Origin of the sequence: Actinomycetospora aeridis (assembly GCF_037400275.1) — a bacterium.
Classification (GTDB): domain Bacteria; phylum Actinomycetota; class Actinomycetes; order Mycobacteriales; family Pseudonocardiaceae; genus Actinomycetospora; species Actinomycetospora aeridis.
On sequence record NZ_JBBEGL010000005.1, the window covers coordinates 189,376 to 214,582 of the forward strand.

Sequence of the window (25,207 nt, forward strand, 5' to 3'; positions counted from 1 at the left end):
GCGGCTCAGAAGCCGGCGGGGTCGTGGGCGGTGGTGTCGGCCTGCCCGTCGTGGTCCGTGTCGACGGCCGCGGTGTCGTAGTCGCCGTCGCCGTCGGTGTCCAGCACCATCGTGTCGTAGTAGCCGTCGGCGTCGGTGTCGACGATGCCGGTCTCGAACGAGCCGTTGTGGTCGGTGTCGGCCACCGAGGTGTCGAGCACGCCGTCGCCGTCGGTGTCGGTGGTCACCAGGTCGACGGTGCCGGCCTCGTCGGTCTCGTAGGTGCCGATCATCGTGCCGGACGCGTCGTACACGCCGCCGTCCGCGCTGAAGTACATGTCGCCCGCGGTGGTGTCGGTCGTGCCGCTCATGTCCTGCTCCCGATGACCCGGGCCCGCCACCGTCGGCGGGCTGTTCGGGACTGTGACGACGCGGGTGGGCACGGATGTTCCGGGGCCGGGCGAATTTCCCGGGCGAACTTCTCGGGCGGATTTCCCGGGCGGGTTTCTCGGGCGGATTTCTCGGGCAGTGTCCTCAGCCCAGCGCCGCCCGGGCTCCCGCCGCGAGGGTCCCGACGGTCGGGGTGCGCTCGGCGGGGGTCTTGGCGAGCGCCCCGGCGATCACGGCGTCGAACGCGGCCGGCACACCGGGGCGCTGCTCGGAGGGCCTGGGGATCGGGCTCTCGAGGTGCCCGCGCATGCGCTCCGGGAGGCTGCGGCCGGGATAGGGCCGCGCGCCGGTGAGGCAGGTGTAGAGCACGCAGCCCAGCGCGTAGACGTCCTCGCGGTGGTCGGTCGCGCCGCCGCGGAAGCGCTCGGGGGCGGTGTGGTCGAGCGAGAGGCCGTTGCGGGAGACGAGCCCGAAGTCGCCGACGCGGACCTCGGTGGCGGCCGGGTCGGCGAACAGCAGGTTGCCGGGCTTGACGTTGCGGTGGGCCAGCCCGCGGGCGTGGGCGGCGGCGAGGGCCCGCGCGGCCTGCTCGACGACGGCCACGGCGCGCGCCGGGTCGAGCACCTGGTCGCGGTGCAGCACCGCGGCGAGGTCGGGCCCGGCGAGCAGCGGCGTCGCGACGAACAGGCGCCCGCCGGTCTCGCCGAAGTCGAGCACCGGCAGCACGTGGGGCTCGCGCAGTGCGCGGGCGACGGCGCACGACCGGTCGAAGCGCGCGCGGTACTCGCGGTCGGCCGTGTCGGGCGCCAGCAGCTTGAGGGCGACGACGCGGTCGCGCGCGGTGTCGTGGGCGCGCACGACCTCGCCCGAACGCCCGCGGTGGACGACGTCCTGCACCACGTACGGCCCGAGGACGGCCCTCGGCGGACCGGCGCGGGGCGGCACCCCCACCGCGGCCTCCTCCCCGAGGGTCGTCATCGGCACATCACCGGCACATCATCGGCTCGGTGTCCGAGCCTGCCAGGTCGGCGGCGCGGGCGCGCCCGCACCGAACAGGATCGCCTCGCACAGCTCGCGGGCGGTGCGGACGTGGCGCTGCAGCACGCGCGACGGGCGGGCCTCGAGCCGGCGCCACTGCGGGATCTGCGCGGTCGCCGCGGCCGCGACCGCCGCGGGTCCCGCGTCGGCGTCCAGTCCGAGCATGCGGGCGGGGTCGGCCCCGGTCGCGAGGTCCCGCAGCCGGGCGACGTCGTCGTCGCCGAGGCGCATCCGCCCGGCCTCGAGGTCGACGAGCGCGGCGGCGAGCTCCACCTGGCGCAGAGCGGGTTCGAGGCGCAGCCGGTCGAGCTCGGACTGCAGCGTGAGCAGGGCGCGGCGGTCGGCCTCGTCGGGGGTGTCCCACCCGAGGTGCTCGAGCGCGGCGATGCCGGCGCTGGCCCGCAGCCGGTCGGCGCCCGCCACGAAGACCGTCTCGATCCGCTCGAGCACGGCCTCGATGCCGGAGCGCTCCGCGAACCCGTCCAGCAGGGCGGGGGTGGAGCGACGGCCCTCGTCGAGGAGCTCGAGGCCCACGCGGATGCCGTGCAGGCCGAGCAGGTCGAGCAGCCGCTCGCGGGCGTCGTCGGCGAGCGGGCACTCCTCCCAGCCCCGGAAGCGCTGCACGGTGCGCAGCTTGCGGAGCACCCCGCCGCGGTCGGCCCCGGCGAGCGTGCGCAGCGCGCGGGCGTCGGACTCGGAGAAGTCGGGACCGCGGGCGGTCTCGGCGAGCAGCCCGGCGACGGGCACGACGTCGGAGAGCACCGCGCGCAGCTCGCCGGCGTAGCGCTCCGCGACGCGGCGGGCGGTCGGCCAGGGGTCGTCGTCCCCGGAGAGCGTGTCGATCCGGGACAGCACCCCGAGCATGTTCGCGGCGCCGAGGCGCAGCCCGCCGGTCCAGCCGCGCACCGCGTCGATGGCCTCGACGTCGCGCTCGCCGGGGTGCGGCATGAGGTAGACGACGGCGTCGGCGTCGCCGAGGGCGGCCAGCGAGTCCGGGTCGAGCTTGGACAGCGAGTCCATGCCCGGCGTGTCGATCAGCGTGTGCCGGGTGAGCGCGTCGTTGGGCGTCTCGACGGTGAGGTGGGAGATCTCCTCGCCGGCCGTCCCGACCGTGGCGCCGACACCGTCGCCGGGGACGAGGGGCACGAGCCGGTCGGTGCCGTCGCGGTGGTGCACGCGGATGCGCGCCTGGTGGCCGTGGCGGAACCAGGTCACGAGGCGGGTGGTCTCGGTGGCACCGGTGGCCGCAAGCCGTTCCTGGAGCAGGGCATTCGCGAGCGTCGACTTCCCGGCGTTCATCCGCCCGCCGACGGCCACGCGGATGCGGGGCTCGGACAGCCGCCTCACGAGCGCGTCGAGACGCTCGCGCAGCTCGGGGGTGCGCAGGCGGTCACGCGTGCCCGCGCACAGCGCGACCAGCCGCGAGGTGACGGGGCCGACCGGACTGCCGGGCGGTGGATCACCGCTCATGCCGTGCGCGCGGCGGGGTGATCGGAGAGCAGCTCGACGAGCGCCTGGCGGCCGCGGGAGAGCTGCGACTTCACGGTCTGGACGGGGATGTCGCGCAGCTCGGCGATCTCGGTGTACGAGAGGTCGCACAGCTCGCGCAGCACGACCACCGCGCGGTACTGCGGCGGCAGCTGGGCCAGCGCGCGGTCGACGTCGAGGCGGGCGACCACCCCGCCGTCGGCGCCGCGGGCGGGCGTGGGCTCCGGGACGGCCTCGGCGGGCTCGGGGGCGCGCTTGCGGCGGCGGACCTCGTCGATGGCGGCGTTGGTGGCCACGCGGTAGAGCCAGGTGCCGACCGCGGAGCGGCCGTCGAACTCGCCGAGCCGCTTCCAGGCGATGATCATCGTCTCCTGGAGCGCCTCCTGGGCGTCCTGGTCGTGCGTGGTCACCCGCCGGCACACCGCGTACAGGCGCGGGCGGTGACGGGTCATGAGCTCCGCGAACGCGGCCTGGTCGCCACCCGCGGCGAGCACCGCGAGCTCGGTGTCCGGCCGACCGTCCACTGCGGTCATGTCCCCTCCCCTCCGACGTCCACCCGCCGATGTCACCCCGGGTAGCCGGAGTGCCTGACCTCGGAGCCAGACGTTACGTTCCGTCGACGTGCACCGCGACCACCGTCGCTCGAACAGCCTAATCTTGGTTTCGCTGAGTGACCAGACCGGTCGGGAACAGCCCGGGCGGTGCGTGCGCTGACAATGGTGGACGGGAAGTCCGTGGACCGGGCAGTGACCATGGTCCCGACCACGTCCCGCCGGTGTCCCCCCGCCTCGGGACACCCGCTCGGGACCGGCCACCCGCCGTCCCACCCCGCACGTCACCTCCCGGAGGAGCCCGACCGGTGCCCGCAGCCACCGACCCCGCGACCGTCGACGACACCGCCGACGACACCGCCGACGGCGCCGCCGCCACCGCCGGGGACCTCGAGGCCCGCGTGGCCGCGCTGGGTCCCGCGGACGCCCACCGCCTGCACCGGCGGATCAGCGGCGCACGGCGCATCGACGACGCCGGGCGCCGCGAGGGCACGCTCGCGAAGATCGCCGGCGACGTCACGGCCGCCGAGGAGCGCCTGGCGCGCCGCCGGGCCTCGGTGCCCGCCGTCTCCTACCCCGAGGTGCTGCCGATCACCGACCGCGTCGGCGACATCCGCGCGGCGCTGGAGTCGCACCAGGTCGTCGTGGTTGCGGGCGAGACCGGCTCGGGCAAGACCACCCAGCTCCCGAAGATCGCGCTGGAGCTGGGACGCGGGATCCTCGGCACGATCGGGCACACCCAGCCGCGGCGCATCGCCGCCCGCACGGTGGCCGAGCGCGTCGCCGAGGAGCTGGGCACCACGGGCACCGACACGGTCGGCTACCAGGTGCGCTTCACCAGCCGGGCGAGCGAGGACACGCTGGTCAAGCTGATGACCGACGGCATCCTGCTCGCCGAGATCCAGCAGGACCGGCTGCTGCGCCGCTACGACACGCTGATCATCGACGAGGCCCACGAGCGCAGCCTCAACATCGACTTCCTGCTCGGCTACCTCGCCCAGCTCCTGCCACGCCGGCCCGACCTCAAGGTCATCATCACGTCGGCGACGATCGACCCCGAGCGCTTCTCGCGGCACTTCGGTGACGCCCCGATCATCGAGGTCTCGGGCCGCACCTACCCCGTCGAGATCCGCTACCGCCCGCTCCTCGACTCCGAAGGCGAGCAGCGCGACCAGGTCGACGGCATCGTCGAGGCCGTCGACGAGCTGCGTCGCGAGGGACCGGAGGGCGACGTCCTCGTCTTCCTCTCCGGCGAGCGGGAGATCCGTGACGCGGCGGACGCCCTGACCGAGCACGCCGCGCAGGCCCACGTCGAGGACCTCGACGTCCTGCCGCTCTACGCGCGCCTGTCCGCCGCCGAGCAGCACCGGGTCTTCGAGCCGTCGAAGGGCGGGCGACGTCGCGTGGTGCTCGCGACGAACGTCGCCGAGACCTCCCTGACCGTGCCGGGCATCCGCTACGTCGTCGACCCCGGCCTCGCGCGCATCTCCCGCTACTCGCGGCGCACGAAGGTGCAGCGGCTGCCGATCGAGCCGATCTCGCAGGCGTCGGCCACCCAGCGCGCGGGGCGCTGCGGCCGCGTCGCCGACGGGATCTGCATCCGGCTCTACGCCGAGGACGACTTCGACGCGCGCCCCGAGTTCACCGATCCCGAGATCCAGCGCACCAACCTCGCGTCGGTGATCCTGCAGATGGCCGGCGCGAAGCTCGGGCCGGTCGAGGAGTTCCCGTTCGTCGACCCGCCCGACCGGCTCGCGGTGCGCGACGGCGTCCGGCTGCTCACCGAGCTCGGCGCTGTGGTGGGTGGTGACGCCACCCGGCTCTCGGACACCGGCCGTCGGCTGGCCCGCCTGCCCGTGGATCCCCGGATCGCGCGGATGGTCCTCGCGGCCGACGAGCTGGGCTGCCTGCACGAGGTCACGGTCATCGCCGCGGGCCTCTCCGCGCAGGACCCGCGGGAGCGGCCGGCGGAGAAGACCGACGAGGCCGACGCCGCCCACGCGCGGTTCACCGACCCGCGCTCGGACTTCCTGTCGTGGGTGCACCTGTGGGAGCACATCCGCACGGGCCGTCGCGAATTGAGTGCGAACCAGTTCCGCAAGCGCTGCCAGTCGGAGTTCCTCAACCACCTGCGCATCCGCGAGTGGCAGGACCTGGCCGCGCAGCTGCGCCAGCTCGGCGACGAGCTGGGGCTCACCCGCAACGAGCCGGGCCAGGAGATGACCAAGGAGCTGGCCCAGCGCGTCCACCAGGCGATGCTCACCGGGCTGCTCTCCCAGATCGGGCTGGCGACGGACACGCAGCGAAGCGGAGCTGGACCATCGGGGAAGGAGCCGCCGAAGGACCCGCGGACCGGCAAGCCGCGGAAGCGCGCGCTCGTCGAGTACGAGGGCTCGCGCGGCGCCAGGTTCGCGATCTGGCCCGGCTCCACGCTCGCCAGGCGACCGCCGACGATGGTCATGGCCGCCGAGCTCGTCGAGACCTCGCGGCTGTGGGCCCGAACCGTCGCGGGCGTCGACCCGGCGTGGGTCGAGGAGGCGGCGGGCGACCTCGTCACGCGGACCCACTCCGAGCCGCGCTGGTCGAAGCGCCGCGGCACGGCCGTCGCCACCGAGCGGGTGTCGCTGTTCGGGGTGCCGCTCGCCATGGACCGCACGATCGACTACGCGAGGATCGACCGCGAGGTCGCGCGCGACCTGTTCGTCCGGCACGCGCTCGTGCTGGGCGAGTGGAACACCCGCCACGCGTTCGTCGTCCGCAACCGCGAGCGGCTCGAGCAGGTCGCCGAGATGGAGCGCCGGGCGCGCCGCGAGCTCGTCGTCGACGAGGACACGATCCTCGCGTTCTACGACGCGCGCGTCCCCGCCGACGTCGTGTCGGTGCGCCACTTCGACCGCTGGTGGCAGAAGGCGTCGCGGCGCGACCCCCACCTGCTCGACCTCGACGTCGAGGCGCTGCTCGCCGGGGAGGCGCCGACGGCCGAGCAGTACCCCGACACCTGGACCTCGGGCGGGCTGACGCTGCCGCTGTCGTACGCCTACGAGCCCGGCGCCGAGAGCGACGGCGTCACCGTCACCGTGCCGCTGGCGGTGCTCGGGCAGGTGCGCGCCGAGGACCTCGCGTGGCAGGTGCCGGGCCTGCGCGAGGAGATGCTCACCGCGCTGGTGCGCTCGCTGCCGAAGAACCTGCGCCGCTCGTTGGTGCCGGCGCCGGACAGCGCGCGGGCCCTGCTGGCCCGTCTCGCCCACGACGGCCGTCCTCGGGCCGACGAGCCGCTGCTGCCGGCGTTGTCGGAGGCGGTCCGGCGGCTCTCGGGTCTCGACGTGCCCGTCGACGCCTGGAACGTCGCCGGACTGCCGTCGCACCTGCGCCTGACGTTCCGGGTGACGGACGACGACGGCTCGACCGTGGCCGAGGGGCCGGACCTCGGCGCGCTGCGCCGCCGGTACGCGGCGGCGACGCGGGCGGCGGTGGCCGCGGTCGCCGACGGGGCCGAGCGGCGGGGACTGACCTCCTTCGACGAGATCGGCGAGCTGCCCCGCACCCGCGAGCAGCAGCGCTCCGGCGGCACGGTCACCGCGCACCTGGCGCTGGTCGACACCGGCCGGGCGGTGGACATCCGGGTGTTCGACTCCGCCTTCGAGGCCCGCGACGCCATGCGCGCCGGTACGCGCCGCCTGCTGCGGCTCGCGATCGCCTCGCCGGCGCGCTCGCTCGTGCGGTCGCTCGACAACCGGGCCGTGCTGCGCCTGCGCGGGGCGATGACGTCCGGCGGCTACCGCGACGTCGACGCCCTCGCGGAGGACTGCGTCGACGCCGCGATCGACGCGCTCGTGGCCACCGGCGGCGGGCCGGCGTGGGACCCGGCGGCGTTCGAGAAGCTGCGCGCCCACGTCGCCGCGCGCCTGCCCGCCGCGGCGGCCGAGGTGCTCTCCCGCGCCGAGACCGTGCTGGGCGAGGCCGGGCAGGTGGCGCTGGCGCTCGACGAGCTCGGCAAGCGTCCCGGTGGCCTGCTCGCCGACGCGCTCGACGACGTCCGCGAGCAGCTGCGGGTCCTCGTCGGCGAGCGCTTCGTCGCCCGCACCCCGGTGGCGCGCCTGCCCGACGTCGCCCGCTACCTGCGGGCGGCGCGCCGGCGCCTGGAGAAGCTGCCGACCGCGCCGGTGCGCGACGCCGAGGCGATGACGACCGCGCACCGCGTCGACGGCGCCTACCGCGGGCAGCGCGCCCGCGCCGCCGCCGAGCCGCGCACCTTCGACCGCGACGCCTACGACGCCGTGGCGTGGATGGTCCAGGAGCTGCGGGTGAGCCTGTTCGCCCAGGACGTCGGCACCCCCGGCCCGGTCTCCGAGCAGCGCGTCACGAGGGCGCTGGCCAAGCTCATGTGAGTGAACTTGGGGCCTATAGGCCCCAAGTTCGCTCACATGGGCCGGACGGGTGGGTCGCCCTGGTGCATGGCCCAGGCGATGAGGGCGACGGGCACGACGAGGAGCACGGCGGTGGCCACGGCCGCGAGCACGTAGACGCCCGGGACGACGAGCAGCGCCACCCCGATCACCGCCAGGGCGCCGACCACGAGCCACGCCACGCCGCCCCCGCGCCGGGCCGGGAGGCCGTCCATCCGACGGGCGAAGGCCGGGTCGGCGCCCGCCTCGCGCGCGGCAAGCTGCGCGAGGAGTTCCTGTTCCCGACGGGTGAGCGGGCGTTCCATGGCGGACCTCGGAGGTGCTCGTCGAATGCCGACGAGCATGCCGGGGATCCCCGCGCGGCGCACCCACCCGGGGAAGGTGAGAATGCGCGACCGTGGTGAGCGACGCCGAGGAGGCACTGGTCCAAGAGCAGCTCGAGCAGCTGCACGACCACCACGCCGACGAGCACGAGGAAGACATCGTCTCGATCGCCCTGCCCGCCGCGGAGGGCGAGGAGGACGTGTTCGGCTTGGCCGGGACGTCGGTCGACGGCACCCAGTGGACCGTCGGCGACTGCGAGTTCCGCTTCCCGCTGCAGTCGATCTCGAAGGTCGTCACCTACGCCCTCGCGCTCGAGGACAACGGCCGCGAGACCACCCTGCGCCACGTCGGCGTCGAGCCCTCGGGCGACCCGTTCCACTCGATCACCTTCGACGACGAGCACCAGCGCCCGCACAACCCGATGGTCAACGCCGGTGCGCTCGTCGCCGCCTACCTCGTGCACGGCGAGTCGGCCGACGAGAAGATCGCCAGGATCCTCGCGCGCATGCGGGCGTTCGCCGGCGCCCCCGACCTCGAGGTCGACCAGGAGCTCCTGGCCGACCAGCTCGCCGCGGCCGACCGCAATCTCGCGATCAGCTACCTCATGCGCTCGCTGGGGATGCTCACCGGCGACATCGAGGAGAACCTGCGGGTCTACCTGTCGATGTGCTCGGTCCGGCTGACCACCTGCGAGCTCTCCGCCCTGGGCGCCACCCTCGCCAACGGCGGCCTCAACCCGCTGACCGGCGAGCGGGCCCTGAGCGCCGGGCACGTCCGCGACGTCGTCAGCGTGATGATGACCTGCGGGATGTACGACGCCGTGGGCGAGTGGGCCACCGACGTCGGCATCCCGGCCAAGAGCGGGGTGTCCGGCGGGATCGTCGCCGTCATGCCCGGACGCCTCGGGCTGGCGACGTTCTCGCCGGGGCTCGACGAGCACGGCAACTCGGTGCGCGGCCAGGCGGTGTTCCGCGAGCTCTCACTGCGCTACGGGCTGCACATGTTCGCCTCGCCCGACCAGACCCGCTTCGGGCGGCTCTACCGGACCGGAGGACCCCGCCTCACCCGGGCCTGACAGGGCAGAATGTCGCCCGTGGTCGCCGTCGGGGAACGAGAGCTCGTCCGCCAGCAGCTCGACGAGCTGCACGCCAAGTACGGGGGGTACGGCGAGGACGAGGTCGTCAGCTACTACCCGGAGGACGCCCCGGAGGAGCAGCGCCACCTCTTCGGGCTGGCGGGCACCAACATCGACGGGACGCAGTGGCAGGCCGGCGACTGCTCGGTGCCCTTCCCGCTGCACTCGGTGTCGAAGGTCTTCACCTACGGGCTCGCCCTCGAGGACAACGGCGCGGAGGCCACGCTCGCCCGCGTCGGCGTCGAGCCCTCCGGCGACCCGTTCAACTCGATCACCTTCGACGAGGTCCACCACCGGCCCCACAACCCGATGATCAACGCGGGCGCGCTCGTCGCCGCGAACCTGGTCAAGGGCCGCGACGTCGACGAGAAGGTCGACCGCATCCTCGAGCGCTACCGCGCCTACTCCGGCAACCCCGAGCTCGCCGTCGACCAGCGGATCCTGCGCGCGCAGCTGCGCAGCAACGACCGCAACCTCGGGCTCTGCTACGTGATGCGCTCGCTGGGCATGATCACCGGCGATGTCGACGAGGTCGTCGAGACCTACCTCTCGGCGTGCTCGATCACGGTCACGGCGGCCGACCTCAGCGTCATGGGCGCCACGCTGGCCAAGGGCGGGGTCAACCCCGTCACCGGCGAGCGGGCCGTGGCCCGCGAGCACGTCCGCGACATCGTCAGCGTGATGATGACCTGCGGGATGTACGACGCCGCGGGCCAGTGGGCCAACGAGGTCGGCATCCCGGCCAAGAGCGGGGTGTCCGGCGACATCGTCTGCGTGCTGCCCCGCTACTTCGGCTTCGGCGTCTACTCGCCGGGTCTCGACGTGCACGGCAACTCGGTGCGCGGCGTCGCCCTGTGCCGCGAGCTGTCCGAGACGTTCGGGCTGCACGTGTTCGCCGATCCGGCCGATTCCCGCTTCGGCCGCGTCGCCCAGCCGACGGCAGAATGAGGACGTGCGTGACGTCCGAGCCTCCGACGCCGAGCGCGAGCTCGTCGTGGAGCGCCTCCACCGCGCCGTCGGGACCGGCCGGCTGACCGTCGAGGAGTTCGAGGAGCGGGCGGCGGCGGCCTACGCCGCCACCACCCGCGGCGAGCTCGCGGAGCTCACGAAAGATCTGCCTGGTCACCTCTGGTGACCGGCTCGGCGGCCGCGTCGATGGCCCGCCGCACGGCCTCGGGATCGGCAGCGGCCCCCGACGAGGACGACCCGGTCGCGTTCTCAAAGAACCGCAGCAGCTCCACCGGCAGCGGCATCACCAGCGTCGAGTTCTTGTCCGACGCGACGTCGGTGACGGTCTGGAGCAGGCGCAGCTGCAGCGCTCCGGGCGCGGCGCTCATGCGCTCGGAGGCCTGGGTGAGCTTCTCGGACGCCTCGAGCTCGCCCTGCGCCGCGATGACGCGGGCCCGGCGGTCACGCTCGGCCTCGGCCTGGCGCGACATCGACCGGCGCATGCCCTCGGGCAGGGCGATGTCCTTGATCTCGACGCGGTCGATGCTCACGCCCCAGTCCTCGGTGGGCGCGTCGATGACGGCCTTGAGCTCGCCGTTGATCGCGTCGCGGTCGGAGAGGAGCGTGTCGAGGTCGGCGCGCCCGATCACCGAGCGCATCGACGTCTGGGCGACCTGCGAGGTGGCCCGGAGGTAGTCGTCGACGTTGATCACCGCGCGGACCGGGTCGGCGACACGGAAGTAGACGACGGCGTCGACGCCGATGGTCACGTTGTCGCGCGTGATCGCGTTCTGCGACGGGACGTCGAGCACCGTCGTCTGCACGGGGACCTTCCGCATGCGGTCGACGAACGGGACGATCACGCGCAGGCCGGGCTGGCGCACGGCCGGCAGCAGCCGGCCGAAGCGCAGCACGACCCCGCGCTGGTACTGCTGCACGGCCTGCACGGCCGCGCCCCCGGTGATCAGCGCCAGCAGCACGACCACGACGGCGACGACCAGGAGCGCCTCCATGCGCGCCTCCTCACGACGGGTCCCGCCCAGGGTGCTCGCCGATGCTGATCATCAGCTGGCCGTGGCCTGAACGACTCCTGAGCGTCACCGCTTCGGCATGATCACCCACAGCGCGAGGTAGATCACGAACTGCGGGCCGGGCAGCAGGCACGAGAGCACGAAGAGCAGGCGCACGACGCCGGCGGACATGCCGAAGCGCTCCGCGAGCCCGGCACACACCCCCGCGATGACCTTGTTGTACTGCGGCCTGGTCAGGGTGGCCATGGGTGCCTCCACATCGATGGACGAGCTGTACCCCTCCGACGTTCCCGCACCGTGCGGTCGGGGTCCCCGGTGCCGCACCCCGGACTTTTCCAGGGTGACCGTGATGCCGCTCACCGAACCCTGCCGACCGTTCGTCGTGGGTCGGCGGTTTCGAGCAGGAGCAGCCGGTGGTACGTCGGCCGGGGTCCGCACCGGGCCGGCAGCGACCAGGTCGAGGAGGACCACCGTGGAGGAAAGCGCACGTACGGGCGTGGCGATCGTGGGGCTCGGGGGCGCCGTCGCCACCACCGCCGTCGCCGGCGTCGAGATGATGAAGCTGGGCAGCGCCGGCACCGACGGCCTGCCGCTGGCCGACGTCGGCGGCCTGGTCCCCTACACCTCGCTCGTGTTCGCCGGCTGGGACGTCGAGGGCGACGACCTCGCCAAGGCCGCCCAGGTCCACCGCGTCCTCGACGACCGGCAGATCACCGCCGCCGGGCAGGCGCTCGCCGGGATCGCGCCGTGGCCGGCCGTCGCCGATCCCGAGTACTGCCGCAACGCCCGCGGCACCAACCTCGTCGCCGTCGAGGGCCTGCGCGACCGGGTCGCCCACATCGCCGACGACCTGCGCCGCTTCCGGGAGGAGCAGGAGCTCGACGCCCTGGTGGTCGTCAACCTCGCCTCCACCGAGCGCTGGCCCGACCTGACGCTGCCGGCCCTGGCGAGCGCCGACGGCTTCGAGAAGGCCCTCGACGCCGAGGACGACGCGATCAGCCCGGGCATGCTCTACGCCTACGCGGCGATCACCGAGGGCTGCCCGTACGTCAACTTCACCCCGAGCGCGGCCGCCGACGTCCCCGGCCTGCTCGAGCTCGCCGAGCAGCGCGGCGTGCCCGTCGCCGGCAAGGACGGCAAGACCGGGCAGACGATGATGAAGACGGTGCTCGCGCCGGCGTTCCGCTCGCGCGCGCTGACCGTCGACGGCTGGTACTCGACGAACATCCTCGGCAACCGCGACGGCGAGATCCTCGACGACCCCGACTCGCTGTCGAGCAAGGTGGCGACCAAGGGCTCGGTGCTCGACGACATCCTCGGCTACGAGGTCGGCGACCACGTCGTGCGCATCGACTACTACCGGCCCCGCGGTGACGAGAAGGAGGCCTGGGACAACATCGACCTGACCGGCTTCCTCGGCCAGCGGATGCAGATCAAGGTCGACTTCATGGCCCGCGACTCCGTGCTCGCGGCCCCGCTGGTGCTCGAGCTCGTCCGCCTGACCGTCGAGGCGCAGCGCCGCGGCGAGGGCGGCGCGCAGGAGCAGCTCGGCTACTTCTTCAAGGCGCCGACCACCCGCGACGGCCGCCGTCCCGAGCACGCCCTGCACGTGCAGGAGCGCGTGCTGCGCGAGTGGATCGCCGCGGGCGCCGCGTGACGACGGCCCCGATGACGGCTTCCGTGGCGCCCTCCGCCCGGTACGCCGCGGTCCCCGGGCTCCTGCGCGAGATCGGCGACCTCAAACGGGTGCGCACCGCCGACGCCGAGTCCTCGATGGCGTCGCGGGCGTTCGTCCGGGCGTGGTCGGCGCTGGTCGCGGGCGCCGACCCCACCGAGGTCGCGGACGCCGAGGCCGCCGCGGCGGTGGCCGGGGCGCGCCTGGCCGGCATCGACGCCGGGGTGCTCGCCGCCGCCGGGCTCGACGCGGGGCAGGCGCAGGACGTGCTGCGGCGCGCGGTCGACGAGGTCGCCGAGGGCGTCGTGCACCCCGCGACCCTCGAGCGGTTGCGGTCGGCGCCCCCGCCGGCCGTCGCCACCGTCGGGGCACCGGCGTTCGTCGACGCCCTGTGCCGCCAGCCCCGCGCCGGGGCGACCGCGCCGGGGCGGGCGCGCCTCATCGCCGAGCCGCCCGAGGACCACGGCGAGCACTGCTGGGCCGTGGCCGTGTACGGCGCGCTGCTCGCCGAGGACCACGGCGCCGACCGGGGCGAGGCGTTCCTCCTCGGCCTCGCCCACCACCTGCACAACGCGGTGCTCCCGGACGCCGGGTTCGCGGGCGAGACGCTGCTCGGCGAGCACCTCGACGGCGTCGTCGACCGGCTGACCGAGGACGCCCTCGCGACGCTGCCCGACGACCTCGCGGTGCGCGCGCGCCTCCTGCTCGCGGCCCGCGCCGACGCGGACACCCCGCTCGGCGCGACGTTCCACGCCGCCGACGTCCTCGACCGCGTGCTCCAGGTGCACCACCACGCCCGGGCCGCGGCGTTCACGGTGCGCGAGGCGCTCGACGACCTCGAGCTCGTGCACGCCTCGCCGGTGCAGGAGCACCAGAACGCGGTGCTCGCCGCGGCGGGGCTGCTGCCGTGAGCGCCGACCCGGGGCTCGCGAACGCGGACTTCGCGCGCCTAGAAGCAGCGAACAGCACGTTCGCTGCACCAGCGGCGGGCCTGATGAGCCCGGCGAACGGCGCCGGGCTGCACGCCGACTCGCCGCACAGCCTCGCCGACGGGGCGACGCGCTGGCCGGTGCTCGACGGCATCCCGTACCTGCGCGCCGGGCGGGAGGAGGTCCGGGCCGCCGCGCTCGCCGCGCTCGACGACGGTCGCCCGGACGACGCCGCGGCGGTGCTGCTCGCCGACAACGACGACTGGTGGGACCAGCCCCCGCCGCCCGCCGACCAGCTGCGGGCGACGCTCGCGGCACCCACGCTGCGCGAGGCCGTGGCGGGTCTCGGGCTGGGGCGGGTCGGCGACTACTTCCTGCACCGTGACCACGACCCGTCCGGGCTCGCGGTCCTCGCGCTCACCGCGGCGCACCCGCCGGCCGGGCGCCCGGTCCTCGACCTCGCCTGCGGCGCCGGGCACCTGCTGCGGCGCCTGGCCCAGCACGGCGAGCGCGACCTCACCGGCGTCGACGTGGTGTTCGCCAAGCTCTGGCTCGCGCGCCGCTTCGTCGTGCCGGAGCACGTGGCGCTCGTGTGCGCCGACCTCGCCCACCCCTGGCCCGTCCCGGTCCGGCGCGACGCGTACGTCGCCGCGCACGACGTCCTGTACTTCCTCGACGACCCGGCCGCCGTGCTCGCCACCGCGGCGCGGCACGCCGGGGACGGCGGGGCCGTCGTCGCCGCGCACTGCCACAACACCGGTCAGCCCGGTCACCCGCGACCGCCGGAGGCGTGGGCCGCGCTGCTGCCCGGCGCGTCCTGCTACGGCGAGGAGGAGCTGACCGCGGCGACACTGGAGCGCCGGCTCCCGCGGTCGGCGGCGGCCGAGGACCTCGCGGACACCGAGGCCGTGGCGCTGGCCCGGGACGCCCTCGCGGCGCCGGACGACGCCCTGCTCGACCCCGCGCCCGGCGCGGACCTGCGTCCCAACCCGCTCTACGCCGACGGCGCCCGCCGGTGGCCGAACGACGTGTGGGCCGACGAGTACGGACCCCGGGCGGCGACGTACCTACCGCCGACCTGGCCCGACCCCCTGCCCCCCGACGCCGCGGCGCGCCGCCTGCTCGTCGACCTCCCGGGGGCGTGGTGACGGGCTGGGGCGTGGTCGGCGCCGGCTGGGTCGCGCGCGACTTCGTCCTCCCCGCCGTCGACGCCGACCCGCGCGCCCACCTCGTCGGCGTCCACGACCGCGACCCCGCGGCGCTGGACGGGCTGTCGCCCACGTTCACCCGCCTCGAGGACCTCCTCGCGGCCCCCGGCCTCGACGCCGTCTACGTCGCCACGCCGAACCACACGCACGCACCCGTCGTGCGGGCTGTGGCGGACGCCGGCGTCCCCGTGCTCTGCGAGAAGCCGATCGCCCACGACGTGCCGACGGCGAAGGAGATGGTCGCCGCCACCGACGGCCTGCTCGCCGGGATCGCCTTCGACCAGCGCTTCCACCCCGCCCACGAGGCGATGGCCGGGATGATCGCGGCCGGCGACCTCGGCGTCGTCACCACCGTCCGGATCGTCTACGGGTGCTGGCTGCCGGCGGACTGGACGAGCCCCACCGGGGAACGGGACAACTGGCGCGTGGACCCGGCCCGGGCCGGCGGCGGGGCCATGATCGACCTCGCCCCGCACGGCGTCGACCTGACCGGCCGCCTGCTCGGGGAGGACCTCGTCGACCTCGTCGCGCTCACCGCGACCCGCGTGCACGACTACAGCACCGACGACACCGCCGTCCTCGCCGGCCGCACCGCGAGCGGCACGTTGCTGACACACCATGTCAGCTTCTCCACCGCCGACCCGCTGCCGCGGCGGCGGCTCGAGGTCGTCGGCACCCGGGCCCAGCTCGTCGCCACCGACACCCTCGGGCAGGACCCCGGGGGCACGCTGACCCGCATCGACGCGGTCACCGGCGCCGCGGGACCCGTCGGGTTCGACGCGCAGAGCGGCCCGTTCGCCCGCCAGCTGGCCGCGTTCGGCGCCGCCGTCCGCGGCGAGGCGGCCTGGCCGTACCCGCTCGAGCGCGACCTCGCCCTGCACACCCTGTTGCTGGAGGCAGCATGCCCCTGAGCCCCTGGACCTGCACGAACTGCGGGCACTGGCAGCGCTGGTTCGACGTCCCGCCGCAGTGCCCGGTGTGCGTCGACGTCCGCAACGCCCTGCCCGAGGACGGCTGGGAGTTCCGCTCCTTCGCCGACCTCGCCGCCGGCCGCGAGGCCCGCTGGGAGGAGGTGACCCCGGGCGTCACCGCCTTCTGGTGCGAGCCGCAGGTGGGGCTCGGCACGTGCGGCTGGGTGATCGAGACCGAGACGGGCCTGGTCGGCTGGGAGGCCGCCGGGTTCTACCCCGACGCGGCGATCGCCGAGCTGCGCCGGCGCGGCGGGCTCGCCGCCCTCGGCGCGAGCCACGTGCACGGTTACGGCGCGCTGTTCCAGCTGCAGGACGCCCTCGACCCGCCGGTGCTCGGGATCGGCGTGCGCGACCTGGAGTGGACGAAGGCCTTCCGCGTGACCTGGCCCCTCGACGACCGGCACGCGTTCGCGCCCGGCCTCGTCGCCCACCGCACCGGCGGGCACTTCGACGGCCACAACGTCCTGCACGACGAGCGCCGCGGCATCCTGTTCTGCGGCGACATGCTCAAGCCGGACCTCGACGCCGACGGCACGACGGTCGGGCTGTCGGCCCACAAGGCCTACCACGCGCAGATCCCGCTCTCCCACCAGGAGATCCGCGACGCCTACGCCGTCATCGAGGCGCTCGACTTCGAGGCGGTCGCGACGCCGTTCGAGTACGCCCCGCACATCTCGACCAAGACGGTCCTCGCGCTCTACGACCGGCTGCTCTCGGCGCAGCCGGTCGCGGGCCCGATCCCGCTGGACGAGCTCGGATGAGCACCACCCACGACGACACCACCCACGACGACGTCACCGCCGGCCTCGACGCCGCGCTGCCGCCGGGCGAGGTCGGCGACACCGAGCTGGCGGCCGCCGACCGCACCGGCGTCGCCGTGGTCTCCGCCGACCACGCCGACCCGGCGGGCGAGTGGCCGCGCAGCGGCGCGTTCGGCTACGGCCTGTCGACCGGGCGGGCCCGGGTCGCGGCCCACGCCGAGCTGGCCGAGGAGATGCTGCTGTCCCGGCGGCTGCGCGAGCTCACGCCGGTGCGCGACTCCTACACCGCGCTGCGGGCCGTGCGCGGCGCCGACCGCGTCGTCGACCCGGTCTCCCTCGTCCTGCCCGCGGGGACGACCTACGACCCCGACCGCCCCCGCTGGTGGCTGCCGACCACCCGCTGGCGCACCGGCGAGGAGGTGCTCGTGCCGGCCGAGTTCGCCGCGGCGTACCCCGTCGACCTCGCCTGGCAGCCCGCCGACGAGCGCCTCGTCACCGTCATCACCAACGGCTGCGGCGCCGGGGACACCGTCGAGCGGGCGGTCGGGCACGCCCTGGGCGAGCTGCTGCAGCGCGACGGCAACGCCACCGCCTTCCGGGCGCTCGACCGCGGCGTCGTCATCGACACCGACGGCGTCACGGACCCGGACACGCGCCGGCTGCTCGACCACCTCGCCGACGCCGGGATCACCGTCGTCCCCAAGCTCGCGTCGACCGCGTTCGGCGTCACCGACCTGCACGTCGTCGGCCACGACACCGACCCCGCCGACGCGCCGCACCCGATCTCGGTCACCGCCTGCGGGGAGGCGGCCCACCCCGACCGCGAGGTGGCGCTGCAGAAGGCGCTGCTCGAGTTCTGCGCGGCGCGCGTGCGCAAGCTCGTGGCCCACGCCGACCTCGACACCGTGCGGCCCCTCTTCGACGCCCGCTACTGGGACCGCGAGCTGGCCCACCCGCTGCCGCCGCAGGAGCGCCGGGCGTTCACCGCGATGGCCGACTGGACCGCCCGCGGCGCCGCCGAGCTGCGCGACCTGCTGGCGCCGACGGTGCTCGCGGCCCGGGAGACCGTGGCGTTCACCGACCTCCCCCACACCCCCGGGCTCGAGGAGCCGGGCGCGCTGCTCGACGACCTGCTCGCCCGGCTCGACGGCTTCGACGTGCTGACGGTGGTCGCCGACGCGGGGTCGGCGGTGGCGGCCAAGGTCCTCGTGCCCGGGCTCGAGGTCGAGACGATGTCCTACGGGCGGATCGGGGCCCGGGGCGTCGAGCGCCTGCTCGAGCGCGGCAGCGACCTCGTCGGCCTCGGTGACCCGCCCCGACCGGGGGCGGAGCCCGTCGCGCTGACCGCGGAGGGCCGGGAGCGGCTGGGCGGTCCGGCGTGGCTGGACCGCGCCACGGTGGCCCGCGCGGTGGGCGATCTCTACCCCCTCTACCGCGAGCCCACCCGCCACGCCCTGGCGCGCGTGGCCGCCGGGGAGGCCCCGGACCTGCGGTGATGCATCCATCCGCGGCCGAAGATCGCTTCCGGGGGTCCGGTCGCCGAGCCGTCTCACACTGAGACAGGCGTCACGACGCGATGGTCCTACCGTCGGGACCGTGGACGACGACGTGGTGCCCGCGGGCGGTGGGTCGCGGTCGCTCAAGACCGCGGCGACGGTCCTGCGCGCGCTGCGCCTGCTCGGGGACCACCCCGGCGGCCTGTGCGCGGCCGACCTCGCCGCGGAGCTCGGCAAGAGCGCCGCGACCGCCCGATACATGATCAACACGCTGTGCGAGGCCGGCTACGCGGAGCGCGACGGCTCGGGCCGGTGCCGGCTCAGCGACGCCCCGCCGTGGGGCAGCTGGGGAGCGCCGGCCGAGGCCGAGGCCGACCCCGGTAGCCCCGTCCCCGGCGACCCGGACCCCGGCGCGATCCTGGCCGAGGCCACCACCGAGCTCTACCGGCGCACGCGCCAGCGGTCCTACCTCGTGCGCCGCACCGGCACCGTGGTCGCGACCGTCACCGACACCCGCGGCCACCAGGGCCTCGCGAAGCACCCGGGGCTCGGCACCCACGTCCCGCCGTCCCACGCGCACGCCCTGGCCCTGACCAAGGTCCTGCTCGCGACCTCTGCGGAGTACGTCGAGGCCGTCGACGAGGAGGGCGAGCCGCTGGAGCGACTCACCGACTCCTCGCTCACCGACCTGGCCGCGCTGCGCGCCGAGCTCGACGAGGTGCGCCGCCGGGGCGTCGCGCTCGACCGCGAGGAGTTCGCGGCCGGCTTCGCCACCATCGCCGCGCCCGTCGTGTCGCCGTCGGGATCCGCCACGGTCGCCCTCGGCCTGTCCTGCTCGGCCCGCCGCCTGGCCCTCGACGAGGACGAGCTGGTCGACGCGGTCCGCGCGGTGGCCGCGCGGGCCAGCGCCCAGTGGGCCGGCGAGATCGGCGCCCGTCCGGTCGGGATGCCGCCCGCGCGGCCGAACGAGACGGTGGAACGGGGCGAGGCCCTGCTGAGCGGGTTCAGCGCCCCACGTCGGTGATCCCGAAGGCCCGGAGCCGCCGGTAGAGGGTGGCCCGGCCGATCCCGAGTGCGCTGGCCGCCTGCGAGCGGTTGCCGTTCGCCTCGACCAGCGCGGACACGATGAGGTCGCGCTCGGCCGTCTCGAGCGGGGTCAGGCGCCGCCGGGTGCCCGTGACCGCGAACTCGGCGGGCAGGTCGGCCGCCTCGACGTCGCCCGCGGGCCGGGCCGCCAGCGCCCGGCGCAGCACGCCGAGGAGCTGGGTGACGTTGCCGGGCCAGCGCGCGCCCGTGAGCAGCGCGGCGGTCTCCGGGGTGCACCGGGCCCGGCGGGACGGCGCGAGCCGCTGGAGCAGGGCCGCCGCGATCGGCGGCACGTCGTCGGGGCGCCGGCGCAGCGGCTCGACGAGCACCGAGGTGGCGAAGCCGGCCAGCACCGCGCCGATCGGGCCCTCCTCGGGCGTGCGCTCCGCGGTGAGGAGCCCGACCACCCACCAGGACGGCGGGACCTCGCGCAGCAGCGCGGTGAGCGCACCCGCCCCGGCGTCGTCGAGGGCCTCGGTGTGCCGGACGACGACCGTCGCGGCGCCCGCGCCGTCGGTGGACGCCTCGGCCGCGTAGCCCGCGAGCGTCACGCCCGCCTCCGGGTCGGTGCCGTCGACGACGATCCACCGCGCCCCGGACCGGACCTCACCGTGCACGGCCCGGACGGCGGCGGCCTTGCCGGTGCCCGGCTCGCCGAGCACGACGGTGCTGCGGGCCGCGCCCGCCGAGGCACGCAGGGCACCGGCCACGGTGCGCCACGGCCGCGAGTCGCCGGCGAGCCCCGGCAGGGGCCGTTCCCCGGCCGACGCCGGCGGCACCCAGGTCGAAGACGACCCGGTGGAGGGCGGCGGCGCGGGCAGCTCGCCGGTGCGCGGACCGTTCCGGCCCGCGTCGTCGCCGCCGGCGAGGCGCAGGCTGCTGCGGCTGGGGACGACCTCGACGACGACGCCCACCGGGCGCTCCGCCGGCACCGGGGTGATCATCAGCCGGGCCGGGCCGTCGGCGAGGAGCACGCGGTCCTGGTGGGGGCGTCCGCCCACCCCCAGCTCCAGCGCGCGCGTGGTCACCCGGTCCTGGTCGAGCGGGCGCAGGGCGCGGGCGGCCCGGTTGGCCATGACGAGGTCGTCGGTGAGCGCGAGGACCGGGCCCCGCGTCCGCGCGCAGGTGGCGCGGAAGGCGGCCATGACGCGCCGGATGCCGACGCCGCCGCGCTCGCGCAGCACGTCCTCGATGTCGGTGGCCGCCTGCTGGGCCAGGAACCGCATGAGGTCGTTGGCCTCGGAGCGCAGGCAGGTGACGTCGAGGATCCCCGCGAGCGCGCCGTCCGGGCCGCGCACCGGCGCGCCCGCGCAGGCGAAGGCCTGGAGGCGCTCGCTGAAGTGCTCGGCGCCCACGACCAGCGCCGGGATCGCGCCCTCGAGGGACGTGCCCACCCCGTTGGTGCCGGCGAACTCCTCGGCGTAGCTGAACCCGGGGGCGAGGGAGATGGCGTCGAGGCGGCGCTGCAGCTCGCCCTCGCCGACGCGGCGCTCGAGCACCCGGCCGTCGGCGTCGGTGAGCACCACGGCCACGGACATGCCCGAGAGCCGGTCGGCGAGGTCGTCGAGCACCGGGCGGGCGCAGTTGGACAGGCTGCCGTCGAAGTCGAGGTCGGGCTCGTAGGGCAGGTCGAGCTGCGTCGCGTCGACCCCGGCGTTGCGCGAGCGCTCCCAGGAGTCGACGATCTCGGGGCGGACGATGCCGGAGGCGCTCACGGAGCCCCGGTCGACGAAGAACTCGCGCGCCTGACCGAGGGCGCTCTGGGCGCGTCCGTCCATGGGCCACCTCGCCATCTCCCACCACCGCGAAGTGACGGGTAACACGGCATGTTACGGCCCCGGAGCGCTCCGTAGGACCCCCGGAATGTCTCGGATCGAGACGCGCCGCGATGACGAACCGCAGGTCAGGACAGTTCGGGCGGGATCTCGGGGGTGTGCGTCAGGCCTGGTCGGGGCCTGACGATCTCTCCTCCCCCGCCTCCGGCGGGCGCGCGAAGTCCTGCGGCGTGGCCTGCTCGAGGAACGCGCGCATCTCCTCCACCTGCTCGGCGGCCGCGCGTGCCGGCTCCTGGCGGTCGCCCCCGAGCTCGCTGTAGGACTGCCCGACCGCGTCCACCACGGCGTCGGCCACCTCGATGCGCAGGCCCTCCCGCACCGCCACCGCGAGCACGTCGCTCGGGCGCGCGGGCAGGCGTGTCCCGTCGTCGAGCACCAGCTCCGCCCGGAAGCGGTCGTCGACGAGGTCGACGATCTCGCCCCGCTCCAGGCGGTGGCCGAGCAGCCCGGCGAGCTCGCCGATGAGGTCCTGGGTGAGGCGCTCGTCGTCGTCGGGCGCGGGCGCGCGTGGACCCCGGTCGATGATCTCCGCCTGGGGTCCCCGCACCGAGACCACCACGCACCGGTCGGCGTTCTCCTCCACGAGCAGCGCGAGCGGCTCGCGGGTCATCCGGTGCACCACGAGCCGCGCGAAGCGCATCGCGACCACGGTCAGTCCCGGGAGTCGGCTCGATCGACCGGGCCGGAGTCGACCGGGTCGTACGCCGCCCGCAGCGCCGCGAGGTCCGCCCGCACGCGCGCCGCGTCCTGCCCCTCGCCGTGGGTGGGGTCGCCCGGCTCGACGCCGAGGGCGCGCAGCAGCTGCGCCGCGGCCTCCGAGGGGTCGCCGGACTCCCCCAGGACCGGGTGCAGGCCCTGGTCGGCCAGGTGCTCGAAGACGAGGTTGACGACGGTCCAGGGGTTGAACCTCTCGATCACTCGTCACCTCCGGGCGTGTCGGTCAGCTCCACCTCGTCCAGCGTCTCCAGCTCGGTCGGGCTCAGGGCGCGGGCGCCCTCGAGGACCGTGCCCTGGTGCTCGGCGATCCGCTGGTCGACGCGCTGGCTGAGCTGGTAGGCGATCGCGCCGGTCTGGTGCACCGAGATGGTGTCCGGCAGGGCCTGCCGCGTCGAGGTGATGGCCACGCCCTGCGGCACGCCGTCGGCGACGGCGACGCCGACCTCGAAGGTCTCGCGGGGGTTCTTCGCCGGGTCGGCGTAGTGCTTCTTGAGCTGGCGCAGCATCTTGTGCCAGCCGAGCACCTCGCCCTCCAGCTCGAGCGAGGAGACGTCGTCCTCGGTGAGGTTCATCCCGCGCTCGCCGGGCGCGAAGCACCGCGAGTACGACAGCAGGGCCGTCGTCCACAGCGACTCGACGACGACCGGGTCGGGCTCCGGGACGTTGAGCGCGGTGACGAGGCGCTCGCAGCACAGCAGCACGGTCTGCAGGTCGTCGAAGATCGCCGCCAGGTCGGCGAGCGCCACCGCGGCCGGCGATCCGATCCGCCGGACGGTGCGCGGGGTGTCGCTGGGGGCGCTCATGCGACGAGCTCCTTCATGACGATGGCGGTGTCGATGGGGGCGGGTGGGGGCGGTGGCGTCGCGGCGGCGGGGGCGGGCGCGTCGTCGAGGACGGCGTCGAGCACGCTGTCGAGCAGGGCGACGAGCACGATGTCGCGCTCGGGCGAGCCCGGTGGGCCGGCGACGGCGACCAGCGCGTGCACCGCGGCGACGAGCTCGTCCAGCGCGGCCAGCCCGCACCCCACCACGGCCCAGCGCGGGAGGCGGCGGACCAGCGGGCCCGGCAGCGCGGTGCCCCACAGCCGGCGCGAGCGACGGGCCCGGGCGAGGCGCCGCGTGGCGCCGCGGTCGTGCGGCCGGACGACGAGCGTGGCCTCGGCGGTCAGGCCCACGAGGCGCCAGGTCAGCGCCGGGTCGTCGCTGTCGGCGCGGGCGAGCGCCTCGGCCCGCCCGAGCAGCGCCGCCCGGCCCTCGTCGGAGCACCGGTCGTTGACCTGGGTGGCCAGCGCGGCCACCGCGGGGTGGGTGCACCGCGGCCAGGCGCGGAACGACTCCCCCGCCAGCATCGAGACGTGCTCCATGAGACAGCGCCCGGACCCGGGGTCGTCGTGGTTGCCGGGATCGAGCCGCACCGGGTCGCGGTCCCCGTGTCTCGGCATGGCGGAGCTCCTCTCGAGCTGGGTGGACGGCGCTCTACAGCCCGTAGCGGGCGGCGAGTTGTCCGCGGCAGATGCTGGTGTTCGCGTCGACACCGACCTGGTACGAGCGCGCCTTGCGCAGGTGCAGCGGCAGGGCCTCGAGGCCCACCGTGCGGCCCACGGGGTCGACGACCAGGGGCGCGTCGTCGTCGGCGGGGATCCCGAGCTCGCGGCGGCGGGCGCGCAGGCGGCGCAGGTCGTCGCTGCCGGGGGCGTCGGCGAGGGTCATTCCGGCGACCTGCTCCGGGGTCGCCCCGGCGCGCATCAGCGGGCGCACGACGAGGTCGGTGCCCGCCATCATCGCTCGCTCGGTGAACGACCGGCGCAGGTCGTGCAGCTCCTCGACGGCCTCGCCGACCTCGCTGCCGGCCATCGAGGTGACGAAGCCGGCGCGCGCCGCGACGCCGGAGTTGATGGCGTCCGAGGCGAAGTGGTCGATGAGGGCGACGTCGACGTCGGTGAGTCCCTCCACCTGCGACACGGCGTCCCAGGCGTCGGCGACCATGAGGAACGCGAAGTTGGGCGCGCAGAAGTAGGTGGGCAGGCGCAGGCGCACGCACGCGACCCCGTCCTCGGAGACCGAGCACTCGGCCACGAAGTCGAGGCTGACGACGTCGTTGTCGAGCTCGGGGTCGCGCACGGTGCGCAGCGCCTCCCACACCCCGCCGACCACGGTGGCCGGCGGGGTGTCGGAGACGGCCGTCATGCCTGGGCCACCTCGCGCTCGTCGACGAGCTGGGCGCCCTCGCCCTCGGTGATCCGGCACTCGGCCGGCACGTCGATGCCGTAGAGCTTCGCCGCGTTCAGGCCGAGGATCTTCTTCTTGCCGTTGGTGTCCAGACGCGGGTAGTCCGCGAACTGGTCGTCGTCGGGCATCGTCCAGTCGACAAGGCCCTCGATCTGCCACTTCGGCGTCCAGATGTTGTAGTCCGAGCCGAAGGTCATCTTGTCCTCGCCGACCCAGAACAGCAGCTCGCCCATGACCTTGGCGAAGAACTTGGGACGGGCGTGCATGAGGCCGCCGATGACCACGGAGAGCCCGGCGTACACGTTGGGCTCCTGCGTCGCCATGAAGCAGAAGTCCTCGATGCGCGGCAGACCCACGTGCTCGACGATGAAGTTCAGGTTCTGGAAGTCCGTGGCGGCGTGGTCGACGTCGGAGACGTCGAACGCGTCCTTGTCCAGGGGCCAGATCGTCGGGCCCTTGTGGACGTGGATGTTCTTGACCCCGATCTCCTCGGCCCGCTGCAGGAACCGGTAGGCCTCCGGGTCGGTCAGCTTGTAGCCGCGGGAGTCACCGTTCCACTCGGCGGTGTAGAGCTTGGCGCCGATGGCCCCGTACTTCTTGGTGTTCTCCTCGAACTCGCGCATGCCGGCGTCGCCGTCGCGCGGGTCGAAGCGGGTGTTCACGATGAACTTGTCCGGGTACTTCTGCGCGAGGTACCCGTTCTGCTCGGTCGTGTTGAAGCCGTTGGTGTACCACTCCTTGAGGTACGTCGACTGGAAGATCGCGACGTCGACGTGCCCCTCCTCGAACTCCTCGCGCATCAGCTGCTCTTCGGAGACGTGCTGGAACTCCTCGAGCGGCTGGTGCGTGTCGGCGGGGCCGAGTCCCTGGTAGGCGTGGAAGCACTCGATCCAGCCCTTGGCGTACTGCTCGGCTCCCGGCACCCAGTTCTGCGGCGACGCGTCCCAGAAGTGCATGTGGGAGTCGACGATGAAGTACTTCTCGCCGTCCTTCTCGTACATGTGGTGGTGT

Annotated in this window: 25 protein-coding genes; 11 read left to right on the forward strand and 14 right to left on the reverse strand. The window is 74.8% G+C overall.

Going from position 1 to position 25,207, the window contains the following annotated elements:
* Window positions 1-5 precede the first annotated feature (5 nt).
* The 4 genes from WCD41_RS19050 to WCD41_RS19065 all read right to left on the reverse strand — a co-directional run bounded on the left by WCD41_RS19050 (window position 6) and on the right by WCD41_RS19065 (window position 3,428).
* On the reverse strand, window positions 6-350 hold the full coding sequence (locus WCD41_RS19050) for a hypothetical protein (protein ID WP_337715244.1): 345 nt from the start codon (window positions 348-350) through the stop codon (window positions 6-8).
* 163 nt (window positions 351-513) lie between these two features.
* Entirely contained in the window at window positions 514-1,347 is an 834-nt protein-coding gene (locus tag WCD41_RS19055; protein WP_337715245.1) for a serine/threonine-protein kinase, read from the reverse strand.
* An 18-nt stretch (window positions 1,348-1,365) separates the two neighbouring features.
* The gene (locus tag WCD41_RS19060) at window positions 1,366-2,877 is read right to left on the reverse strand and encodes a dynamin family protein (protein WP_337715247.1); all 1,512 of its coding nucleotides are present in this window, start codon (window positions 2,875-2,877) and stop codon (window positions 1,366-1,368) included.
* Window positions 2,874-3,428 carry an RNA polymerase sigma factor gene (locus WCD41_RS19065; protein WP_337715249.1) on the reverse strand — a complete coding sequence of 185 codons (555 nt, stop codon included), beginning with the start codon at window positions 3,426-3,428 and terminating at the stop codon, window positions 2,874-2,876. The genes WCD41_RS19060 and WCD41_RS19065 overlap by 4 nt, the downstream gene beginning before the upstream one ends.
* 326 nt (window positions 3,429-3,754) lie before the next feature.
* Here WCD41_RS19065 and hrpA point away from each other — a divergent pair, with 326 nt between their 5' ends.
* Window positions 3,755-7,834: an ATP-dependent RNA helicase HrpA gene (hrpA, locus tag WCD41_RS19070; protein WP_337715250.1), complete on the forward strand. Its 4,080-nt coding sequence runs from the start codon at window positions 3,755-3,757 to the stop codon at window positions 7,832-7,834.
* A gap of 32 nt (window positions 7,835-7,866) precedes the next feature.
* On the opposite strand, the gene WCD41_RS19075 is transcribed toward hrpA, so the two are convergent.
* Entirely contained in the window at window positions 7,867-8,157 is a 291-nt protein-coding gene (locus WCD41_RS19075; protein WP_337715252.1) for a DUF3040 domain-containing protein, read from the reverse strand.
* Window positions 8,158-8,249: 92 nt separating this feature from the next.
* On the opposite strand from WCD41_RS19075, the gene glsA (WCD41_RS19080) reads away from it, so the two are divergent.
* The 3 genes from glsA (WCD41_RS19080) to WCD41_RS19090 are packed head-to-tail and all read left to right on the forward strand — an operon-like array spanning window position 8,250 to window position 10,446.
* Window positions 8,250-9,251 (forward strand): glutaminase A, encoded by a 1,002-nt coding sequence (gene glsA / locus WCD41_RS19080; protein WP_337715254.1) that lies wholly within the window; start codon window positions 8,250-8,252, stop codon window positions 9,249-9,251.
* Window positions 9,252-9,269: 18 nt separating this feature from the next.
* The gene (gene glsA / locus WCD41_RS19085; RefSeq protein WP_337715257.1) at window positions 9,270-10,259 is read left to right on the forward strand and encodes a glutaminase A; all 990 of its coding nucleotides are present in this window, start codon (window positions 9,270-9,272) and stop codon (window positions 10,257-10,259) included.
* Window positions 10,260-10,263: 4 nt separating this feature from the next.
* On the forward strand, window positions 10,264-10,446 hold the full coding sequence (locus WCD41_RS19090) for a DUF1707 SHOCT-like domain-containing protein (protein WP_337715259.1): 183 nt from the start codon (window positions 10,264-10,266) through the stop codon (window positions 10,444-10,446).
* Here the strand turns inward: WCD41_RS19090 and WCD41_RS19095 are convergent.
* Entirely contained in the window at window positions 10,415-11,272 is an 858-nt protein-coding gene (locus WCD41_RS19095) for a slipin family protein (protein WP_337715260.1), read from the reverse strand. The genes WCD41_RS19090 and WCD41_RS19095 overlap by 32 nt on opposite strands.
* Window positions 11,273-11,356: 84 nt before the next feature.
* Window positions 11,357-11,536 carry a PspC domain-containing protein gene (locus WCD41_RS19100; protein WP_133828514.1) on the reverse strand — a complete coding sequence of 60 codons (180 nt, stop codon included), beginning with the start codon at window positions 11,534-11,536 and terminating at the stop codon, window positions 11,357-11,359.
* A gap of 226 nt (window positions 11,537-11,762) precedes the next feature.
* Between WCD41_RS19100 and WCD41_RS19105 the strand changes: the two genes are divergently transcribed.
* The 7 genes from WCD41_RS19105 to WCD41_RS19135 all read left to right on the forward strand — a co-directional run bounded on the left by WCD41_RS19105 (window position 11,763) and on the right by WCD41_RS19135 (window position 19,354).
* The gene (locus WCD41_RS19105; RefSeq protein WP_337715265.1) at window positions 11,763-12,947 is read left to right on the forward strand and encodes an inositol-3-phosphate synthase; all 1,185 of its coding nucleotides are present in this window, start codon (window positions 11,763-11,765) and stop codon (window positions 12,945-12,947) included.
* Window positions 12,948-12,958: 11 nt separating this feature from the next.
* Window positions 12,959-13,876, forward strand: a complete 918-nt coding sequence (locus tag WCD41_RS19110) for a hypothetical protein (protein WP_337715267.1) — start codon at window positions 12,959-12,961, stop codon at window positions 13,874-13,876.
* Window positions 13,873-15,042 (forward strand): class I SAM-dependent methyltransferase, encoded by a 1,170-nt coding sequence (locus tag WCD41_RS19115; protein ID WP_337715270.1) that lies wholly within the window; start codon window positions 13,873-13,875, stop codon window positions 15,040-15,042. The genes WCD41_RS19110 and WCD41_RS19115 overlap by 4 nt, the downstream gene beginning before the upstream one ends.
* Complete coding sequence (locus tag WCD41_RS19120; RefSeq protein ID WP_337715272.1) at window positions 15,036-16,013, forward strand: Gfo/Idh/MocA family protein; 978 nt, start codon at window positions 15,036-15,038, stop codon at window positions 16,011-16,013. Before WCD41_RS19115 ends, WCD41_RS19120 begins: the two co-directional genes overlap by 7 nt.
* A complete protein-coding gene (locus tag WCD41_RS19125) occupies window positions 16,004-16,834 on the forward strand; it encodes an MBL fold metallo-hydrolase (RefSeq protein WP_337715273.1) in 831 nt (276 codons plus the stop codon). The genes WCD41_RS19120 and WCD41_RS19125 overlap by 10 nt, the downstream gene beginning before the upstream one ends.
* Window positions 16,831-18,330, forward strand: coding sequence for a YcaO-like family protein (locus WCD41_RS19130; protein ID WP_337715275.1), 1,500 nt, complete (start codon window positions 16,831-16,833; stop codon window positions 18,328-18,330). The genes WCD41_RS19125 and WCD41_RS19130 overlap by 4 nt, the downstream gene beginning before the upstream one ends.
* Before the next feature lie 100 nt (window positions 18,331-18,430).
* On the forward strand, window positions 18,431-19,354 hold the full coding sequence (locus WCD41_RS19135) for an IclR family transcriptional regulator (protein WP_337715277.1): 924 nt from the start codon (window positions 18,431-18,433) through the stop codon (window positions 19,352-19,354).
* Here WCD41_RS19135 and WCD41_RS19140 read toward each other — a convergent pair.
* From WCD41_RS19140 to WCD41_RS19170, 7 genes are all read right to left on the reverse strand, one after another.
* Window positions 19,335-21,194 carry a sigma-54-dependent Fis family transcriptional regulator gene (locus tag WCD41_RS19140; RefSeq protein ID WP_337715279.1) on the reverse strand — a complete coding sequence of 620 codons (1,860 nt, stop codon included), beginning with the start codon at window positions 21,192-21,194 and terminating at the stop codon, window positions 19,335-19,337. The two genes, WCD41_RS19135 and WCD41_RS19140, sit on opposite strands and share 20 nt — an antisense overlap.
* 160 nt (window positions 21,195-21,354) lie before the next feature.
* A complete protein-coding gene (locus WCD41_RS19145; RefSeq protein ID WP_337715282.1) occupies window positions 21,355-21,891 on the reverse strand; it encodes a bifunctional nuclease family protein in 537 nt (178 codons plus the stop codon).
* 11 nt (window positions 21,892-21,902) lie between these two features.
* The gene (locus tag WCD41_RS19150; RefSeq protein ID WP_337715284.1) at window positions 21,903-22,169 is read right to left on the reverse strand and encodes a hypothetical protein; all 267 of its coding nucleotides are present in this window, start codon (window positions 22,167-22,169) and stop codon (window positions 21,903-21,905) included.
* Window positions 22,166-22,771, reverse strand: coding sequence for a hypothetical protein (locus WCD41_RS19155; protein ID WP_337715286.1), 606 nt, complete (start codon window positions 22,769-22,771; stop codon window positions 22,166-22,168). Before WCD41_RS19155 ends, WCD41_RS19150 begins: the two co-directional genes overlap by 4 nt.
* Entirely contained in the window at window positions 22,768-23,409 is a 642-nt protein-coding gene (locus WCD41_RS19160) for a hypothetical protein (RefSeq protein WP_337715287.1), read from the reverse strand. The genes WCD41_RS19155 and WCD41_RS19160 overlap by 4 nt, the downstream gene beginning before the upstream one ends.
* Window positions 23,410-23,443: 34 nt before the next feature.
* The gene (locus WCD41_RS19165) at window positions 23,444-24,154 is read right to left on the reverse strand and encodes an iron-sulfur cluster assembly protein (protein WP_337715289.1); all 711 of its coding nucleotides are present in this window, start codon (window positions 24,152-24,154) and stop codon (window positions 23,444-23,446) included.
* The gene (locus tag WCD41_RS19170; protein ID WP_337715291.1) at window positions 24,151-25,197 is read right to left on the reverse strand and encodes an amidohydrolase family protein; all 1,047 of its coding nucleotides are present in this window, start codon (window positions 25,195-25,197) and stop codon (window positions 24,151-24,153) included. The genes WCD41_RS19165 and WCD41_RS19170 overlap by 4 nt, the downstream gene beginning before the upstream one ends.
* Window positions 25,198-25,207 lie beyond the last annotated feature (10 nt).